Annotated in this window: 22 protein-coding genes; 19 read left to right on the forward strand and 3 right to left on the reverse strand. The window is 52.4% G+C overall.

Features of this window, described 5'->3' with window-relative positions; genetic code table 11:
- The first annotated feature begins 7 nt into the window (after positions 1-7).
- From ABIC79_RS10745 to ABIC79_RS10765, 5 genes are all read left to right on the forward strand, one after another.
- Positions 8-439, forward strand: a complete 432-nt coding sequence (locus ABIC79_RS10745; RefSeq protein ID WP_354567077.1) for a hypothetical protein — start codon at positions 8-10, stop codon at positions 437-439.
- A gap of 74 nt (positions 440-513) precedes the next feature.
- Positions 514-780 carry a DUF2732 family protein gene (locus tag ABIC79_RS10750; protein ID WP_354567079.1) on the forward strand — a complete coding sequence of 89 codons (267 nt, stop codon included), beginning with the start codon at positions 514-516 and terminating at the stop codon, positions 778-780.
- Positions 777-1,580, forward strand: a complete 804-nt coding sequence (locus ABIC79_RS10755) for a Dam family site-specific DNA-(adenine-N6)-methyltransferase (RefSeq protein WP_354567081.1) — start codon at positions 777-779, stop codon at positions 1,578-1,580. The genes ABIC79_RS10750 and ABIC79_RS10755 overlap by 4 nt, the downstream gene beginning before the upstream one ends.
- Positions 1,581-3,734: a replication endonuclease gene (locus ABIC79_RS10760; RefSeq protein WP_354567083.1), complete on the forward strand. Its 2,154-nt coding sequence runs from the start codon at positions 1,581-1,583 to the stop codon at positions 3,732-3,734.
- 102 nt (positions 3,735-3,836) lie between these two features.
- Positions 3,837-4,043: a hypothetical protein gene (locus ABIC79_RS10765; RefSeq protein WP_013575850.1), complete on the forward strand. Its 207-nt coding sequence runs from the start codon at positions 3,837-3,839 to the stop codon at positions 4,041-4,043.
- Here ABIC79_RS10765 and ABIC79_RS10770 read toward each other — a convergent pair.
- From ABIC79_RS10770 to ABIC79_RS10780, 3 genes are read right to left on the reverse strand one after another with little or no spacing between them, the layout of a single operon-like run.
- Complete coding sequence (locus ABIC79_RS10770) at positions 4,026-4,340, reverse strand: ogr/Delta-like zinc finger family protein (RefSeq protein WP_354567086.1); 315 nt, start codon at positions 4,338-4,340, stop codon at positions 4,026-4,028. The two genes, ABIC79_RS10765 and ABIC79_RS10770, sit on opposite strands and share 18 nt — an antisense overlap.
- Positions 4,337-5,368: a phage portal protein gene (locus ABIC79_RS10775; RefSeq protein ID WP_217243857.1), complete on the reverse strand. Its 1,032-nt coding sequence runs from the start codon at positions 5,366-5,368 to the stop codon at positions 4,337-4,339. The genes ABIC79_RS10770 and ABIC79_RS10775 overlap by 4 nt, the downstream gene beginning before the upstream one ends.
- A complete protein-coding gene (locus ABIC79_RS10780; RefSeq protein ID WP_354567088.1) occupies positions 5,365-7,152 on the reverse strand; it encodes a terminase large subunit domain-containing protein in 1,788 nt (595 codons plus the stop codon). Before ABIC79_RS10780 ends, ABIC79_RS10775 begins: the two co-directional genes overlap by 4 nt.
- 140 nt (positions 7,153-7,292) lie before the next feature.
- Between ABIC79_RS10780 and ABIC79_RS10785 the strand changes: the two genes are divergently transcribed.
- From ABIC79_RS10785 to ABIC79_RS10845, 14 genes are all read left to right on the forward strand, one after another.
- Positions 7,293-8,132, forward strand: a complete 840-nt coding sequence (locus ABIC79_RS10785; protein ID WP_354567090.1) for a GPO family capsid scaffolding protein — start codon at positions 7,293-7,295, stop codon at positions 8,130-8,132.
- A 66-nt stretch (positions 8,133-8,198) separates the two neighbouring features.
- Entirely contained in the window at positions 8,199-9,236 is a 1,038-nt protein-coding gene (locus ABIC79_RS10790; RefSeq protein WP_354567092.1) for a phage major capsid protein, P2 family, read from the forward strand.
- 2 nt (positions 9,237-9,238) lie between these two features.
- Positions 9,239-9,952 (forward strand): phage terminase small subunit, encoded by a 714-nt coding sequence (gene gpM / locus ABIC79_RS10795; protein ID WP_354567094.1) that lies wholly within the window; start codon positions 9,239-9,241, stop codon positions 9,950-9,952.
- Positions 9,949-10,140, forward strand: coding sequence for a hypothetical protein (locus ABIC79_RS10800; protein WP_013575843.1), 192 nt, complete (start codon positions 9,949-9,951; stop codon positions 10,138-10,140). The genes gpM and ABIC79_RS10800 overlap by 4 nt, the downstream gene beginning before the upstream one ends.
- Before the next feature lie 93 nt (positions 10,141-10,233).
- On the forward strand, positions 10,234-10,686 hold the full coding sequence (locus tag ABIC79_RS10805) for a head completion/stabilization protein (RefSeq protein ID WP_354567097.1): 453 nt from the start codon (positions 10,234-10,236) through the stop codon (positions 10,684-10,686).
- Positions 10,683-11,189 (forward strand): phage tail protein, encoded by a 507-nt coding sequence (locus ABIC79_RS10810; RefSeq protein ID WP_354567099.1) that lies wholly within the window; start codon positions 10,683-10,685, stop codon positions 11,187-11,189. The genes ABIC79_RS10805 and ABIC79_RS10810 overlap by 4 nt, the downstream gene beginning before the upstream one ends.
- Entirely contained in the window at positions 11,186-11,875 is a 690-nt protein-coding gene (locus ABIC79_RS10815; RefSeq protein ID WP_354567101.1) for a phage virion morphogenesis family protein, read from the forward strand. Before ABIC79_RS10810 ends, ABIC79_RS10815 begins: the two co-directional genes overlap by 4 nt.
- 9 nt (positions 11,876-11,884) lie before the next feature.
- Positions 11,885-13,012, forward strand: a complete 1,128-nt coding sequence (locus tag ABIC79_RS10820; protein WP_354567103.1) for a DUF2586 domain-containing protein — start codon at positions 11,885-11,887, stop codon at positions 13,010-13,012.
- Positions 13,013-13,014: 2 nt separating this feature from the next.
- A complete protein-coding gene (locus tag ABIC79_RS10825) occupies positions 13,015-13,467 on the forward strand; it encodes a phage protein (RefSeq protein ID WP_013575838.1) in 453 nt (150 codons plus the stop codon).
- A 13-nt stretch (positions 13,468-13,480) separates the two neighbouring features.
- A complete protein-coding gene (locus ABIC79_RS10830; protein ID WP_013575837.1) occupies positions 13,481-13,777 on the forward strand; it encodes a phage holin family protein in 297 nt (98 codons plus the stop codon).
- On the forward strand, positions 13,774-14,115 hold the full coding sequence (locus ABIC79_RS10835; protein WP_112152090.1) for a M15 family metallopeptidase: 342 nt from the start codon (positions 13,774-13,776) through the stop codon (positions 14,113-14,115). The genes ABIC79_RS10830 and ABIC79_RS10835 overlap by 4 nt, the downstream gene beginning before the upstream one ends.
- Complete coding sequence (locus ABIC79_RS10840) at positions 14,112-14,486, forward strand: hypothetical protein (RefSeq protein WP_354567106.1); 375 nt, start codon at positions 14,112-14,114, stop codon at positions 14,484-14,486. Before ABIC79_RS10835 ends, ABIC79_RS10840 begins: the two co-directional genes overlap by 4 nt.
- Complete coding sequence (locus ABIC79_RS25635; protein ID WP_112152092.1) at positions 14,431-14,610, forward strand: hypothetical protein; 180 nt, start codon at positions 14,431-14,433, stop codon at positions 14,608-14,610. The genes ABIC79_RS10840 and ABIC79_RS25635 overlap by 56 nt, the downstream gene beginning before the upstream one ends.
- Positions 14,607-14,864: a putative phage tail assembly chaperone gene (locus ABIC79_RS10845; protein ID WP_112152093.1), complete on the forward strand. Its 258-nt coding sequence runs from the start codon at positions 14,607-14,609 to the stop codon at positions 14,862-14,864. Before ABIC79_RS25635 ends, ABIC79_RS10845 begins: the two co-directional genes overlap by 4 nt.
- The last annotated feature ends 28 nt before the right edge of the window (positions 14,865-14,892 follow it).

The raw sequence follows: 14,892 nt of genomic DNA on the forward strand, positions 1-14,892 counted from the left end.
GGGACGTATGAAAATTATCACCGTAGACGAAAAAGGTTTAATGGAATCGTTCGCCACTTTCGGCGTGAAGTACAACTACAGCCGCTTTTTCCTGGGTAAATGCCATGTGACTGGCGGACGTGTTGCACTGACTCCTTTTATGTTTAATGACACTGTTCACCTTGATAACCCACACCAATGGTTTGCGGCCAATGCTGCGTTTTGGGTTCGGGCTTATCGTGAGTCTGAAAGCTTAGTTGAACAAGTCGAGACAATGGCCAGTATCCGCGCTCTGTATTTTTTGTCTGGTTCACTTGGTCAAGGCCAAATCCACGAAATGATCCGCACCTGGTTTAATCAAACCAAAGAAGTGCATTGCATCGGCGCTCTGAATATTTCTCCATTAGCGCCTCTTCATAAAAAGACGGCCACAGAGTACCGCCCGGCCAATTTTCACTAAATAAAACACATCGAACACCCACGGCTTCCATCTGGTTGCCGGGGTTTCTTGCTGCCTAAATTTGGAGTTATGCCATGCAGATGAAACGTAATGATCGCAACCAACTTCCAGCCCTTTGGTGTGGATGGGATGCCGCAAAAGCTGCCGGTGACCAAACCGTAATATTGATTAAAGGCGCACGCGCTGAGGCAATGGCTGATGCCGCCGTGAAATATTCCGGCCGTCTGGATCGGCTGGCGTCTCATATTGTGAATGAAGGGTTCAGTGCTGCTGAAATCGTTGAACTGTTACGCCAGGAGTCAGAACAATTTGCCCGTGCTGGCCAGGGCGGTGCTTTATGAAAACTGTCTTGAAATGGGCGGGATCCAAGGTTCGCATCATAGAAGTATTGAAGCGTCATTTACCCGCTGGTCAGCGACTCGTTGAGCCGTTTGCAGGTTCCTGCGCAGTGATGATGAATACGGATTACCCGGCTTACTTTATTGCTGATGCAAACCGCGATCTGATCGATATGTACAAGCTGATTGCAGGGCAACCGGCCGCGTTTATCCAGGCGGCTGAGGCGCTTTTTAAAACGGGAAATACTGAGGCGGAATATTACCGTTTACGCTTTGCATTCAATTCAAAACCGGCCGGTGATAAAGACCGCGCCCCGCTTTTTCTCTACCTCAACCGTCACTGTTTTAACGGGTTATGCCGGTACAACAAAAGGGGCGAATTCAACGTTCCTTTCGGCAAATACAAAAAGCCGTACTTTCCAAGAGCTGAAATTCTGGCATTCGCTGAAAAAGCCAAGCTGGCCACGTTCCTTTGTGGGAACTACAGCGAGGCATTGAAAGCCGCGCAATCTGGGGACGTGGTTTATTGTGATCCGCCGTACCTCACAGAAACAGCTAATTTCACCGCTTATCACTCTGACGGATTCGGGCACGAAGAACATGGCAGGTTAGCCAGGAGCGCACGCCGTTTGGCTGGCCGTGGCGTGCCGGTGGTCATTTCTAACAGTGATACAGATATGGTGCGTTATCTCTATAAAGATTTTGCCATCAATAAAATCACCGCGCCGCGCAGTATAGGAGCGGCGGCCGGCAGCATCAAATCTGCCCAGGAGGTGATTGCAACCGTGGCGTGGGATTGCTAAATGGCATCTTTCGTTAACGGGCAGCATCATGAAACCCGCCAGTGGCAGCAAGAGCAATTTGCCCCTGGTGCCCCTTCTGGGATTAGTCTGACCGAACGCCAGTTATGGCATATCAACAAAGACGATCACGCATGGCGTGCTGAGTATTTGGCAGAAATGCCAAATTTCTTAGCGCGTTATTTTGGCGATCGTTACAGCAAATTAATGGAGGGTGGCCAGAATGGCCGCCGCCGTGCCAATACATTTTTACGCACAACATTGGGCAAAAATGTATTGCCACGTCTGCGCAAAGTTCGCCAACAATATTCAACGAATTTCCAGGGCGCGGGCGGGGTGCATATCCCGTTTGCCAAGGATATGGAAAAACTCCCAGGTTATGATCGTGACGACGTGCGCAACCTGGCGCACCGTATCGCAGATTTTATGGCCGAATGCTTCAATGATTTCATTCGCACGGTTTTCCTGGAAGATTCCAAATCACCCGAAGAATTAGAATGGCGTGCAACAGCTGCTTACCGTCATTTGGCTGAGCTGGTGAACCAGTTCAGTATCACGCCGCCTTATTGGCATACCTTCAAAGCGGGCAACAATTTCACGGCGCGTAATGCTGAGTCGGGTTTGTTGCGGATGATGGCACCGGAATGGTGGCGCGGTAAGTTGAAACGAAGCCGTGATCTGCTGCGTGAACATATGGCCATTGCCGTTGGCCAGGTGCAAAAGGCGGCATCGGCTTACGTTAGTCGTTCCACGCAAGGGGAATGGGTGGAGCAAAAGAAACGTAACCGGGAGTTTTTTAAATCGTGTGATCTGCAGAATCAGGAGACGGGTGAGCGTCTTTCCCTGGCCGACATGGTAGACGGCAGCAACGCTAACCCGGCAAAACGTCGCTGCGAACTGATGGTTCGTATGCGCGGGTTTGAAGATTTGGCCACTGAAATGGGCATGGCCGGAGAGTTTTATACGATCACTGCGCCGTCAAAATATCACGCCGTGCACAGCAAGGGCGGGTTCGTGTCTCAGTGGAACGCGGCCAGCCCGCAGCAAACACAAAAATACCTTTGCGGAGTATGGGCAAAAGCCCGCGCTGCGTTTTCTCGAGCCGGGATCCATGTCTTTGGTTTTCGCGTAGTCGAACCGCACCACGACGGGACGCCGCACTGGCATATGTTGCTGTTTATGCGCCCGTCTGATGTGGCCGAGGTGCGGGATATTCTCTGTTATTACGCCCGTCGTGAAGATTCCGAAGAACTGCAATCCGCACACGCGCTTAAGGCGCGTTTTCACGTTGAGCCTATCGATGAAGAAAAGGGCAGTGCTACGGGCTATATCGCTAAATACATTTCTAAAAATATCGACGGTTACGCCCTGGATGGTGAAACGGATGAAGAAACCGGCGAAAACCTGAAAGACATGTCCAAGGCGGTATCTGCCTGGGCAAGCCGCTGGCGGATCCGTCAGTTTCAGCAAATCGGTGGCGCGCCGGTAACGGTCTGGCGTGAGCTGCGCCGTATGCGTGATATCACCCTGGAAAACAAATCTATGGATGCTGTGCTGGCTGCTGCGGATGTGGGGTGTTGGGCATCCTACACCCAGGCGCAGGGCGGTGCGTTGGTGGCGCGTCGTGATCTGGTTGTGCGCCTGATGTATGAAATCACTGAATGCGGCAATGAATACGGGGAAGCCGTTCAGCGTATTCAGGGGGTTTATTCGCCGTTATCGGGTCAGGAATCAGAGGTATTAACGCGCCTGGTTAAGTGGGCGATTGTTCCGAAGTTGGCCGACAGCGCAGCGGAGGCTGCTTTTTCTGGCGGCATCGCCGCCCCTTGGAGTTCTGTCAATAACTGTACTCAAAGTACGATCAGCGAGTTGAAAAAAGGCATCGGTATTCAGTCCCAGGATGCTGGCCAGATGGCCAAAGCGTTGGCCAGGGGCAATATCGTGCCGCTGGATCGGGAAACCGAAATGCAATTAGAGGGCAACCGGCTGGTGGTCAGGCGACGGAAAGCATATTGCAAGGAGTGTGGGGAGGTTATCACGCCCGAAAATGAGTCATTTGATTCACCCGGCAACTGCTGGGGGTGCGCGGATGGACATGAATTCCAGTCCAATCAGGTGGATGCGGTTAACCGTGCGTTTGAGGTGTTAGGCATTTAATGCAAGGTAAAAACTCGCAAAAGCACGTTCAGTTTGCTTTTATTCTGTAACAATTTGAGATACTGTATATTCATACAGTGAATAAGTTAAGGAGGTTGGGGAATGCGGGATTTATTTTTTGAGGAAATCGCTGTGCAACGGATGGCTTTATTTTCTCGGTTGGTAGCTATTGGGGACTGTGACCAGGAAGAAAAAACGTTAGCTTTGGGCTGGTTAGCTGAGTTGAATGCACAATTGCTGGAAAATCTGCGACAGACAGAAAAGAAAAACCCCCAAAACGGGGGCAGTGATTCAGGCTTGTTGCAGTAGCGAAAGCATCATTTGGCGGCCATCGTCAGTAAGTGCATTGGCGACGCTTTTAACCATCTCTTCCTGAGATATCGCGCTTGGGCTGATGGTGCTGGCAAATGACAGATGCATTTTAAACGTATGGCCGCATTCAATATTTGTGCAACTGCAATACAGGTCTGAAAGTTCCCTATGCTTGCGTACCGTTTTCTTAATCACGGCGTTTGAATTACATGCGGTACAAATCACTTTCGACACGCGCATATTGTAGGCTCCAGGGAATTGATTACCCCGTGATTTTAGCCTTTTGCGGCTCATTTTTCACCCTCTGATGTTGTGTCAAAGGCGAAGTTAAGCCGCAGATGAATCGGAATTTCAGGGTCACTGTTGACCGCATTCATGATCATGCGCTGCAACGGAATCACTTCATCCTTTCGATACGTAGCGCGTGACTTTTCCGGATCAGGTAAACCCGCCGTATTTTGCGGAATAATACCCGCCAGGCCAGCCGGGAAACGGTGGGCGTTCAGCACATCCTGCGCGCTGATGTTCTTCACGTTGTTGAATTCGTCGTTCGCGCCGATATCTCCCACAGGAATGAACTGGATCGCTTTTTCGTTCCCGCCTGGAATGTTCACAAAGATGGTGGAGAAGTTCCCGATCCCTTTGCTGCTTTCCAGGCGTTCGGTGATTTCATCCTCTACTTCATCCGTCAGATTCGCGTCATTGGTGTAGATGATCCCCCCGGTGTGCGCCCCGTTGTGATAGTAGCGGCGGCGGAAAATGGTGGCTTCACTGTTGAGTAATGCCGAGTGAATGCCGCTGATGTAATCCGGCAGGCCGTAAATCTGTTGCTGCGGGTCGTACTGTTTGAGGAAAATCACATCATCCGGGCTGTATACCAACGGTTCGCCGTCCTGCAGAACTACAAATTCCCCGGTTTTACGCACGCGCAGATACAGCGACGGCAGCGGCAGCAAATCCACCACGTCACCCCAACCCGAACGCACTTTCAGAATGGCCAGGTCGCCGCAGGATAAGTAATCAAAGACGCCGCCGCGCAGCTGCTCATGCGTTAAACCGCCGCCCAGATAATCCGATGCCACCATGTTGTGACGGGCATAAATCACGCCGCCGTGCTGACTGTTTAAGTTCGTCAGTTGAACCAGTGCCAGGCGGTCAATCGGCAGGGTGTAGTGATCGAATTCATTGTCATACCAGATATCCCGGTAATTTGTGCCGGTGGTCAGGATGGGTTCCGGGCGTCCCATGCTGATGATGCTCATTTTTTTGCTACGGTCAGGCTGTTCCTTCTTAGCCTGGCGGGATGGTTTGCGTTTGCTCATGCTGCTTTTTTTCCTAATTTCCATTTAGATTTACGCTTGTGCTCAAAGTTGATCGGCTCGTTAATAACGGCGTGCGCGATTGCCCAAAAGGCATCGGCGTGGCCGGTTTCCACCGTGCGATCGGCTTTGAACGTCATGGCGTTGCCGCTGGCCGTGCTGGTGTGTCGGATGGACAGGAAAGACGCGGCAATTTCACGGTTGTCTTTGTTCCATTCCAGGCGTTTTGCGCCGATTACGTCGATCATCTTCAACACCAGCCTGGTTTTGGTTTCCATGCCGTAGTGAATGGCCACCGCTTCACGTAGGGCAAAATGTTCAATCAGCTCAAATACGCCCCGGCCAATGCCGGTGACGTCTACGCCGATGTAAGTCATGTTGTACTTCCCGAACAGCTTTTTGATCTGCGCTGCCTGATAGGCAAAATTCATCCCTTTCCAGTGAAAAAGGCAGAGCACGCGGAATTTCTCCACGGCATAAAGCGGCGGGGCAACGATGGCAAATGTGGAGGTATCGCCAGAACGCGCCGGGTCAAAGCCTCCCCATACCTCACGGTTACCAAACGGCCGCTCGGCGTTGGGGTCATGGTCTTGCCAGTCGGCCACGTCCACGCCGCAGATTTCCAGATCACTGAATTTGAAAACGCTGTCTTTACTGTCCACAAACACGCACATATACAGCATGTTGAACGTGTCACGGTTGTAGCGGTTGCGCAGCTTGTCGATGCTGGCACGGTTAAACCCGCCTTTAACTGCGTCCTCCATCGTGATGACATACCGCCACTGTCCATCCGGGCAGAGTCGGCCGCCGTCGCGCATTTCATCAAAGGTTGGGAAAACGGCGTTTTGACGTTCTTTGTCTCCCTGTTTCCATTCTTCCCCCGTCCAGAAGGGATAAGCCTGGTGCGTTTTGGCGCTGGGCGTTGAAAAGTAGGTGGTTCGCCAATGGTCATGCGTGGCCATTGCGCTGGCCACCTCGTTAAGCTTGGCGAAGTTCGGCACCCAAAAATATTCGTCGCAGTACAAATGGCCGCTGTATGACTGCGCGGTGTTTTTGTTGGTGGACAGAAAGCGCAGCTCTGCGCCGTTGCTTAGTCTGATCGGGTTGCCGGTCAGCGTGATGCCGAAATACTGCTCTGCGATGTTGACGATATAAGAGCGGAATACTTCCGCCTGGGCTTTGGAGGCGGAAAGGAAAATTTGCGGGTCGCCGGTCATGACCGCATTTTCGAATGCCTCAATCGCAAAGTACCAGGTGGCACCAATCTGGCGGCTTTTCAGGATGTTCCTGATCTGCTGTGCCAGGTTATTACGCAGGTGCTTCTGATAGCCGAATAAATGTTCCTCTGCGAAAGCGTCAAAATCATCCTGCGTCATGCCGGAGATATCGTTTTTCTTATATTTGCGTTTCTTCACCGGCTCTGCGCCGTCACCGTTCCCGCCCTGGCTGTCATATCCTCCCTGGTTGCCAGATTTGGCGGCGGCCATTTTCTCTTTATGCTTATTTGTCTGCGCACGCAGTTTCACGGCGTGAGCAATCAGCACATCTATTTCTTTTAATTCCAGCTCTGTTTTTTTATCCCGGCCAACTAATAATTGGTAACGGCGTTCAATGGCTTCCTCTGTTGATTCGTGGCTGAGTAAATCAGCCCAATTCCCTTTTTGCGCCCAATAGTAAATTATCCGCGCATTTGGCAGATTTAAATCTTGGGCAATTTCCTTTGGCGTGGCACGGCGCAAATATAATGCGCGGGCAACGTCTTTTAGTTCGTCTGTGTATTTAGCCATGCAATCATTATGCGTGGCATGGGGTGATATTTCTTTCTAGTACATTCGGATATCGAGTTATATCCGAATCTCACTTGCTGCGAATTCATTATAAATTAGCGATACTGCATTCCACGGAAAAAACGGAGGTTAATTCCGGTATGTCAGATTCACATTTAATGACGAATTGGCTTTGTATCGCAACCGAAGGGGAAACGGTTGATAAGCGTTTTTTAACCAGGGATATGTTAATTGACGCGGCGGAAACATATGACCCAAAAAATATGTATACCGCACTGCTTTGGCCAGAGCATGAGCGCTGGTGCGGTAATGCCGGTGAAGTTCTGGAAGTTGCGGCAAGTGAAGATGACTCAGGATTAGTAAAGCTCTATGCACGGTTGTGTCCTTCCACTGAACTGGTACAGGCGAATCGGAACGGAAAGCTTTTATTCACGTCAGTGGAGTTAACGCCTGATGGCAACTTTCGCGGAACTGGCCGTTATTATCTTGAAGGGCTGGGCGTTACAGATGAACCCGCAAGCGTAGGCACTACGCGAATGCGATTTAATAAGCGGAAAGACAATTACTTTATCGGAAATAGTAATCCGCTGGTAATTAACGAAGTTAAGGAAATTAACATGGCAGGGAAGGACAAAAGTAAATCGAAATGGCGCAGCCTTTTCAGTATTGAAGACGAAACACCGGCACAGGAAGAAACTCCCCAGGACGGCGATAAATTACAGGCGCTGGCCGAGGTTGTAGCTTCGTTGGAAAGTCGCATTGCTGCGCTGGAAACAAAAACGGAAGCAACGGATTCAACCGTTGAAGATATTCAGACCGATGTTGAAACCGTGAAAGACGTGGTGGATACGGAAGAATTCGCCCGCCTGCGTGAAGAGTTGCCGAATATCGTCAGCAAATTTAGCAAGCTGGATAAAAAGGTAACCACGTTGCCGAATAAGAATCCGAAAGGTTCACGTAAACCGTTCCAGTTCTTATAAGCATTTATCAGGCTTTCGCCAGGGAAAAACATTAACCGCTGAGTAGCGATTAAGGATGAGTAAATAATGATTTTAAATGCAAAAGCGCGCGGCTTTTTAAAGCAATTCGGCGCGGGACTTGCGGCGGCTAACGGTCTGGACGGTGGCGAGGAAAAAAATTACTTCTCGCTGTCTGATCCGAAGGAAACGCAGCTACGTGAAGCGCTGCTGGAAAGTTCGGATTTCCTGAACTGGATCACCGTGGCTGATGTTGACCAGCTTTCTGGCCAGGTGGTGAGCGTAGGCGCGTCTGGTCTGCATACCGGCCGTATTGCTGACGGGCGTTTCCGTCGTAACGTCGGCGTTTCAGGTAATGAGTACAAGCTGGTCGAAACAGATTCATGCGCGGCGCTGCGTTGGGATTTGCTTTCAATGTGGGCAAATGCTGGATCCGAGGAAGAATTCTTTCAGATGGTGACAGCGTTTACCACGCAGACTTTTGCGCTGGATATGCTGCGTATCGGCTTTAACGGTAAAAGCGTGGCGAAAGATACCGACTACGAAAAGAACCCGAACGGCGAAGATGTGAATATTGGCTGGCATGAAATTGTTCGCAAGTACGAGGAAGGCAAACAAATCATGACCGATGCGGTCACGCTCGATCAGAACGGTGATTACAAGTCACTGGATGCGATGGCGTCAGACCTTATCAACACCAAGATTCCGCAGCAATTCCGTAATGACCCGCGTCTGGTTGTCTTGGTCGGTTCTGATCTGGTCGCGGCCGAGCAGTATCGCCTGTATCAGGCCGCTGACCGTCCAAGCGAGAAAATCGCCGCGCAGATGTTGCAGGACTCCATTGCCGGGCGTCAGGCCATTATCCCGCCATTTATGCCGGGCAAACGCATGGTGGTGACTACGCTCTCAAACCTGCATATCTATACACAGCGCAATACCCGTCAGCGCAAAGCGGAGTTTGTTGAAGACCGTAAGCAGTACGAAAACAAGTACCTGCGCAATGAAGGTTACGCCGTGGAAGAAATGGAGCTGTATGCGGCGATTGATGAATCCGCCGTGACCATCGGCACCGTAGCCGAACCATCCGAACCCGTAGGCGGAGAGTAAACATGAGCCTGTCACCCGCGCAGCGACACAGTGCCCGCATTGCGGCGCAAACGAAGTTAAAGCAACGCCAGGCACTTGAAGGGGCAGAGAGTTTGCACGTTCTGAGCGCGGCGCTGGCCAACGATGTGGACATGTTGCACGGGCTGACATTGGCACAAAAGGTGGCGTTAAAGCGGGATGAATTATTACCTAAATGGATGCCCACCGTTGAAAAGTACCTGAATGGCGGCGAGGTGTACCGCAATCCGATCCTGGCATGGTGTGTGATTTGGCTTTTTGACGTGGGCGACATGGACGCCGCGCTTAACTTGGCGGATATCGCCATCGAGCAGGGACAGGAAACCCCGCCAGAGTTGAAAAGCAATTTCCCCACCTTTGTGGCGGATACCGTCCTGAAATGGGCGGAAGTACAGGCCAGGGAAGGCCACCCTATTGAGCCTTATTTTTCCCGCACGTTTACCGATGTGGCGGAAAAGTGGGAGCTGTATGAAGTGATCCAGGCCAAGTGGTTCAAGTTCGCCGGTATGCGTCAGCTGTTTGACGAACACGGCGTACCGCGTGCCACGGCCACCGAGGATGTGGAGCTGTTGCAGAGCGTGGACGCCCTGCTGGCCAGAGCTGAAAAGCTGCATTCACAGTGTGGCGTGGGAACGATGCGTAAACAAATTGCCGCCCGCGTCCGCTATTTGGAAAAGCAATCAGGAGCTAAAAAATGAGTTTTAAACACGGTTTAGGCCAGGCGGTAAAGATTTCTGTCAGCGGTGAAACGGGGCACGTTAAAGGCCGTGCCGAATACCTTAACAATTGCCCTGCTTATTTGATTCATTACCAGGCAGCTGACGGCCGCGCCGTTGATCGCTGGTTTGATGAATCTGAAGTTCAGCCTGTAACGCCGGTTCAGTAAAGACTACCGCAAGCCGGAACGGGCGCGGGGAAGGTAATACCCTTGGGTTATGTACCGTGGATCCCGGTCTGCCCGTTTCTTACGGAGAATTTTATGTTTAGCGGAACGCCGATTGATTACCAGGATGAACCGTTAACGAATGACGGATTTTGGCCAGATTTGAATCTGGCGGATTTCCAGGAACAGCGCAGCATCCCCGCCGATGTAGACGCCGGGACAGTAGCCACGGCGCTGCTGACGGCGGCCGGGGAAGTGAATGACCTGTTGCAGACCGTCAAGGATGGTTACTTGGCCAAGGGATTTGGCCAGGCCAGCGTGGTGCCGGGTATCGGTCGCCCTGGCGAAAACCTGCTTTGTGCTCGTTATAAAAAAGCAGTGTTTGCCCGCGCAAAGGCCGATTTGATCGCAGAGTTCGCAAGCCAGGGGCGCAGGGAGTCGCACCCAGGGCAGGAAAGTGAAGAAACCCGCGCCGGGTTATTGGCTGAGGGTTCGATCATCATCCGGGCAATCAAGGGATTGCGCCGCGTGACGGTAAGGAAGATATGAGCCAGTTAGATGCGCTGAGTACGTTCGTCACCCAAAGTATGCCCGCCAGGACGTTCAAGGGGGCGGGTTTTTCCAGCTATATGGATGAACTGAGTTTTATCCCCGCGCAACGGGATTTAGGGCTGGAACAGTACCGCCTGGCGGTGATCCGTTACAACGCCGTATTGGCCTGGGACAGATTCCCGTACCGGCTGTATGACCCGCGCAACCTGGCGGCGCTGCTGCTGGTGTGGTTGATGGAATCTGACCGGGAACTGTTTGAAGAATTCGGCATAGACACCGAGTTGCCTGATTTTGATATTGATCTGGTGGATGAGGAAACCGCCGTGGTGGTGATCACGTTACCGATGGTCGAAGCGTTAAACCTGGTAAAGGACGACAAGGGCAATATTCCCCTGGACGGGGCGCGATGGCGGCTTGCTGATCCCACCATCTGGTTTGCCAGTGAGGCCGTGGTGTATGGCGTTGATGAACAGGGTGCAAAGCTTGGCAGTGAAAAATGATTATCCGGGGTGAGTTAGACCGGGCGCAGCTTAAGGCGGTGCGCAAAAAGCTGGCCAGCCTGGAGTTGCCCCCGGCGAAACGAAAGCGGCTGCTGTGGCGGCTGGGAAAATATGGATTAATACCTGCGGCTAAACGCAACATTCGAAACCAAGCCAGCCCGGATGGCCAGAAATGGCAGGGACGCCAGACGAAGCGCAAAGGCAAGATGCTGCGCAACATGCCAAAGCTGCTGCATATCCGGGAAATGCCGGAAATCGACGGGGTACGTATTTACCTGAGCGGCGGCGGATACCATAACGGAAAAAAGGCTGTGACTGCCGGAACGGTGGGTTATGCCCATCAAAACGGCATGAGTGTCACGATCAGTCGTCGCCAGGTGGAGCGAAAAGGGAGGGCGGAAAGTTTGCCCGCCACTCAGCGGCAGGCCAAACGCCTGCGGGCGCTGGGGTACAAAGTCAAAAAGGGTAAGCGCTGGCGAAAGCCGCCGTTTAAAGAAATTCAGGAAGGAATGACGATGGCCAAAGCCGGACTGTTGATCCGGAAATTATCGGGGAAAGCGGCAAAAGCGTCCTGGTCGGTCGATGTTCCATCACGTCCTTTCCTGGGTATCACGGAAGACGATTTTAATAAAGCGTTAGCGCGGCAACTCCAGGGCATCGGATTTGGCGCAGACGCAGGACACTAAGGGGAAGTTATGGGGTGGCCAACGGTCGATGTAAATCAGGTCAATCAGCTACAGGGTGAAACAAACGAGATTGAGCGCGTGGTGCTCTATGTCGGTACGGGGACAATCAACGCCGGTAAAACGCTGGCGGTGAATACCCAAAGTAATTTTGATGCGCTGCTGGGCGCAGAAGACAGCGTTTTAAAAAGTAATGTTCTTGCCGCCATGCTCAACGCCGGATCCAACTGGAGCGGTTACGTGCATGTGCTGGCGGATGATGCCGGGGAAAATGCCTGGGCGGATGCGGTGCTGGCCGCACAGTCCCTTTGCTCTGTTGAAGGTGTGGTGTTACTGGATGATATCGCCACGAAAACGCCTATCAACAAGGCGGCGGAGCTGCGCGCCAAATTGCTGGCCAGCTTCTCACGCTGGAACTGGTTCATTCTTTCCGTGCAGGCACCGCAGGCCGAGGAAGATTGGGCGGAATATTTGGTTCGCATGGTGGCCTTACAGGCGCAGATTTCTGCCCCGTCCGTGCAGTTGGTGCCGCGTTTGTTTGGCAATGAGCCTGGCGTGCTGGCTGGCCGCCTGTGCAGTCGTGCGGTGACCGTGGCTGACAGCCCGGCGCGGGTGAAAACCGGTGCGCTGGTCTCCCTGGGCAGGGATGAAATGCCGGTAGATGGCACCGGGGCGGCGCTGGATCTGGCCACCCTGCAAGCCTTGCAGGCGCAGCGTTTCAGCGTGCCGATGTGGTATCCCGATTATGACGGGTATTACTGGGCGGATGGGCTGACGCTGGACGCGGAAGGCGGTGATTACCAGGCGATTGAGTACCTGCGTATTGCCGATAAGGCCGCCCGCCGCGTGCGTTTGCAGGCGATTGCCAAAATCGCAGACCGCTCGTTAAACAGTACGCCGTCCAGCATTGCCGCCCACCAGGCACTTTTTGCCAAGGTGCTGCGTGAAATGTCGGTGGCCAGTCAGATTAACGGCATCACCTTCCCCGGCGAAGTGAAGCCGCCGAAGGATGATGATGTGACGATCACCTGGCAGTCAGCCACCAAAGTGGCGATTTACATCGTGATCCGTCCGTATGAATGCCCGAAAGGCATCACGGTGAGCTTGTTGCTGGATACCAGCCTGACAGGGAGTAATTAACGATGAAACGTATTTCAGGCCAGTCCACCGATGTGCGCATTGACGGTGACCTGATCCACATTGAAAAGGTCAGTTTGGATATCACGGATAACACGGCGGCGGCGTCCACTCAGGGCGTGCCTGATGGCCATGTGTCCGGGGATGTGGCGGCCGAGGGTGAGATTGAAATCTCTACAAAAGTGCTCACGCAACTGACCGCCATTGCACGCCGTGCCGGTTCGTGGCGCGGTATCGACCCGGTGGATCTGATGTTCTATGCCAAGGCCGGTAATGAAGAACTGAAGATTGAAGCCTTTGGCTGCAAGTTAGTAGTAAGCAACCTGCTGGATAACGATCCGAAGGGTGGCAGCACGCTGAGCCATAAAATTAAGTACATGGTCACAAGCCCGCAGTTTGTGCGCATTAACGGCGTGCCGTATCTGGAAGATGAAGATACGCGCAACCTGATCGGATAAGGACATTGCACGGATGCAAGAGCACGAAAAAAGTATTTTAAGCCTGATCCTGCTGGGCGCACTTATCGCCCTGGGACAGATGTTAGTGAGCAGTGAACCCATGACCGGAAAGCTGTTTTTTGGCCGCATTATCCTGGGTTCGGCCACCTCAATGGTGGCAGCGGCGGCGCTGATTTGGATCCCGGATATTTCGCCGGTGGCCATTGCCGGATTGGGCGCCGCGCTGGGGATTATTGGCCACCAGGCCGTTGAAATCTGGCTACGCAAAAAGGGAAGTCGTTATTTATCAGGGAAAGGAAAACTGAAATGACATTAAGCGAAAAGCAGCAATTGTTTGTGCAGCTGATTGGCCAGCTGATCGAGTGGGCAGGCAATCATGGTTACCGGCTGACCTTTGGTGAAGCCTACCGCACGCCGGAACAGGCCAAACTCAATGCCAAAAGCGGCGCGGGCATTGCCAATAGCTTACACACGCAGCGTCTGGCGATGGATTTTAATTTGTTCATCAACGGCCAATACCAGACCCAGACCGAAGCCTATAAACCGCTCGGGGAATATTGGGAATCCCTGGGCGGCGTGTGGGGCGGGCGATTCAAAACCCGCCCGGACGGCAACCATTTCAGCCTGGAACACAACGGGGTGAAATGATGGGCAAGCCGCTGGTGATTGCCGTCCTGGCGTTGTTGGCTGCGTTCGCAGCGGGCTGGAAGGTTAATGCCTGGTACAGCGATAGCGTGGAATTGATGATCACCAATGCCGCACACGCGGCGGGGGAAGCCTCCCGCGTGGCCGGTGAGAAGGTGGCCAGTGAATCCGGCCGCAAGCTGGAAAATACATTGGAGGCACTGCGAAATGCGCAACCTGTGGAAATCCGCACGGAAATACTTAAACCGGTTTTTACTAACGAGTGTTTGTCTCCTGAGCTTGTCAGCATGTACAACGCCGCTGCCGACAAAGCCGAACGTGCCTTATCAGGAAAATCTGTTAACCAAATGCCCGGTAAAACTCCCGCGCATTAATGGGATAACGGGCAAAGACATTACCGAACCTTTATTAATACTGACGCCGCAATATTCAGACTGTGCGGCACGTCATAATCAATTAGTCGATGAAATAAACCAACGGAAGGAAATAAAACAATGAGCAAAATTACGATGGCTGTAAACGGCACCGCACTGACCTTTGAACCTAACGCCACCGCCTACAATAAATTCATTAACGAAATGTCGATGGATAATAAAGTGGCACCGGCAAATAACTATTTGCGTCGTATTGTTCACGTTGAGTGCAAAGAAGCGCTGGATACCATTTTAGATATTCCCGGTTCTGCCCTGCAAATTTGCAGCTTCGTGAATGATCAGTTCGCGCCGAAATTAGAGATTGAACTAAAAAACTAACGGCGCGGGTACGCGCAATTGAAAATAA

It is taken from the genome of Rahnella sp. 2050, from assembly GCF_040544515.1.
In the GTDB taxonomy this organism is placed as follows: Bacteria; Pseudomonadota; Gammaproteobacteria; order Enterobacterales; family Enterobacteriaceae; genus Rahnella; species Rahnella aceris.

Excerpts from the sequence above, each read along its gene's own strand:
- ABIC79_RS10745 (WP_354567077.1), top strand. The coding sequence starts at position 8 with ATGAAAATTATCACCGTAGACGAAAAAGGTTTAATGGAATCGTTCGCC.
- ABIC79_RS10750 (WP_354567079.1), top strand. The coding sequence starts at position 514 with ATGCAGATGAAACGTAATGATCGCAACCAACTTCCAGCCCTTTGGTGT.
- ABIC79_RS10755 (WP_354567081.1), top strand. The coding sequence starts at position 777 with ATGAAAACTGTCTTGAAATGGGCGGGATCCAAGGTTCGCATCATAGAA.
- ABIC79_RS10760 (WP_354567083.1), top strand. The coding sequence starts at position 1,581 with ATGGCATCTTTCGTTAACGGGCAGCATCATGAAACCCGCCAGTGGCAG.
- ABIC79_RS10765 (WP_013575850.1), top strand. The coding sequence starts at position 3,837 with ATGCGGGATTTATTTTTTGAGGAAATCGCTGTGCAACGGATGGCTTTA.
- ABIC79_RS10770 (WP_354567086.1), bottom strand. The coding sequence starts at position 4,340 with ATGAGCCGCAAAAGGCTAAAATCACGGGGTAATCAATTCCCTGGAGCC.
- ABIC79_RS10775 (WP_217243857.1), bottom strand. The coding sequence starts at position 5,368 with ATGAGCAAACGCAAACCATCCCGCCAGGCTAAGAAGGAACAGCCTGAC.
- ABIC79_RS10780 (WP_354567088.1), bottom strand. The coding sequence starts at position 7,152 with ATGGCTAAATACACAGACGAACTAAAAGACGTTGCCCGCGCATTATAT.
- ABIC79_RS10785 (WP_354567090.1), top strand. The coding sequence starts at position 7,293 with ATGTCAGATTCACATTTAATGACGAATTGGCTTTGTATCGCAACCGAA.
- ABIC79_RS10790 (WP_354567092.1), top strand. The coding sequence starts at position 8,199 with ATGATTTTAAATGCAAAAGCGCGCGGCTTTTTAAAGCAATTCGGCGCG.
- gpM (WP_354567094.1), top strand. The coding sequence starts at position 9,239 with ATGAGCCTGTCACCCGCGCAGCGACACAGTGCCCGCATTGCGGCGCAA.
- ABIC79_RS10800 (WP_013575843.1), top strand. The coding sequence starts at position 9,949 with ATGAGTTTTAAACACGGTTTAGGCCAGGCGGTAAAGATTTCTGTCAGC.
- ABIC79_RS10805 (WP_354567097.1), top strand. The coding sequence starts at position 10,234 with ATGTTTAGCGGAACGCCGATTGATTACCAGGATGAACCGTTAACGAAT.
- ABIC79_RS10810 (WP_354567099.1), top strand. The coding sequence starts at position 10,683 with ATGAGCCAGTTAGATGCGCTGAGTACGTTCGTCACCCAAAGTATGCCC.
- ABIC79_RS10815 (WP_354567101.1), top strand. The coding sequence starts at position 11,186 with ATGATTATCCGGGGTGAGTTAGACCGGGCGCAGCTTAAGGCGGTGCGC.
- ABIC79_RS10820 (WP_354567103.1), top strand. The coding sequence starts at position 11,885 with ATGGGGTGGCCAACGGTCGATGTAAATCAGGTCAATCAGCTACAGGGT.
- ABIC79_RS10825 (WP_013575838.1), top strand. The coding sequence starts at position 13,015 with ATGAAACGTATTTCAGGCCAGTCCACCGATGTGCGCATTGACGGTGAC.
- ABIC79_RS10830 (WP_013575837.1), top strand. The coding sequence starts at position 13,481 with ATGCAAGAGCACGAAAAAAGTATTTTAAGCCTGATCCTGCTGGGCGCA.
- ABIC79_RS10835 (WP_112152090.1), top strand. The coding sequence starts at position 13,774 with ATGACATTAAGCGAAAAGCAGCAATTGTTTGTGCAGCTGATTGGCCAG.
- ABIC79_RS10840 (WP_354567106.1), top strand. The coding sequence starts at position 14,112 with ATGATGGGCAAGCCGCTGGTGATTGCCGTCCTGGCGTTGTTGGCTGCG.
- ABIC79_RS10845 (WP_112152093.1), top strand. The coding sequence starts at position 14,607 with ATGAGCAAAATTACGATGGCTGTAAACGGCACCGCACTGACCTTTGAA.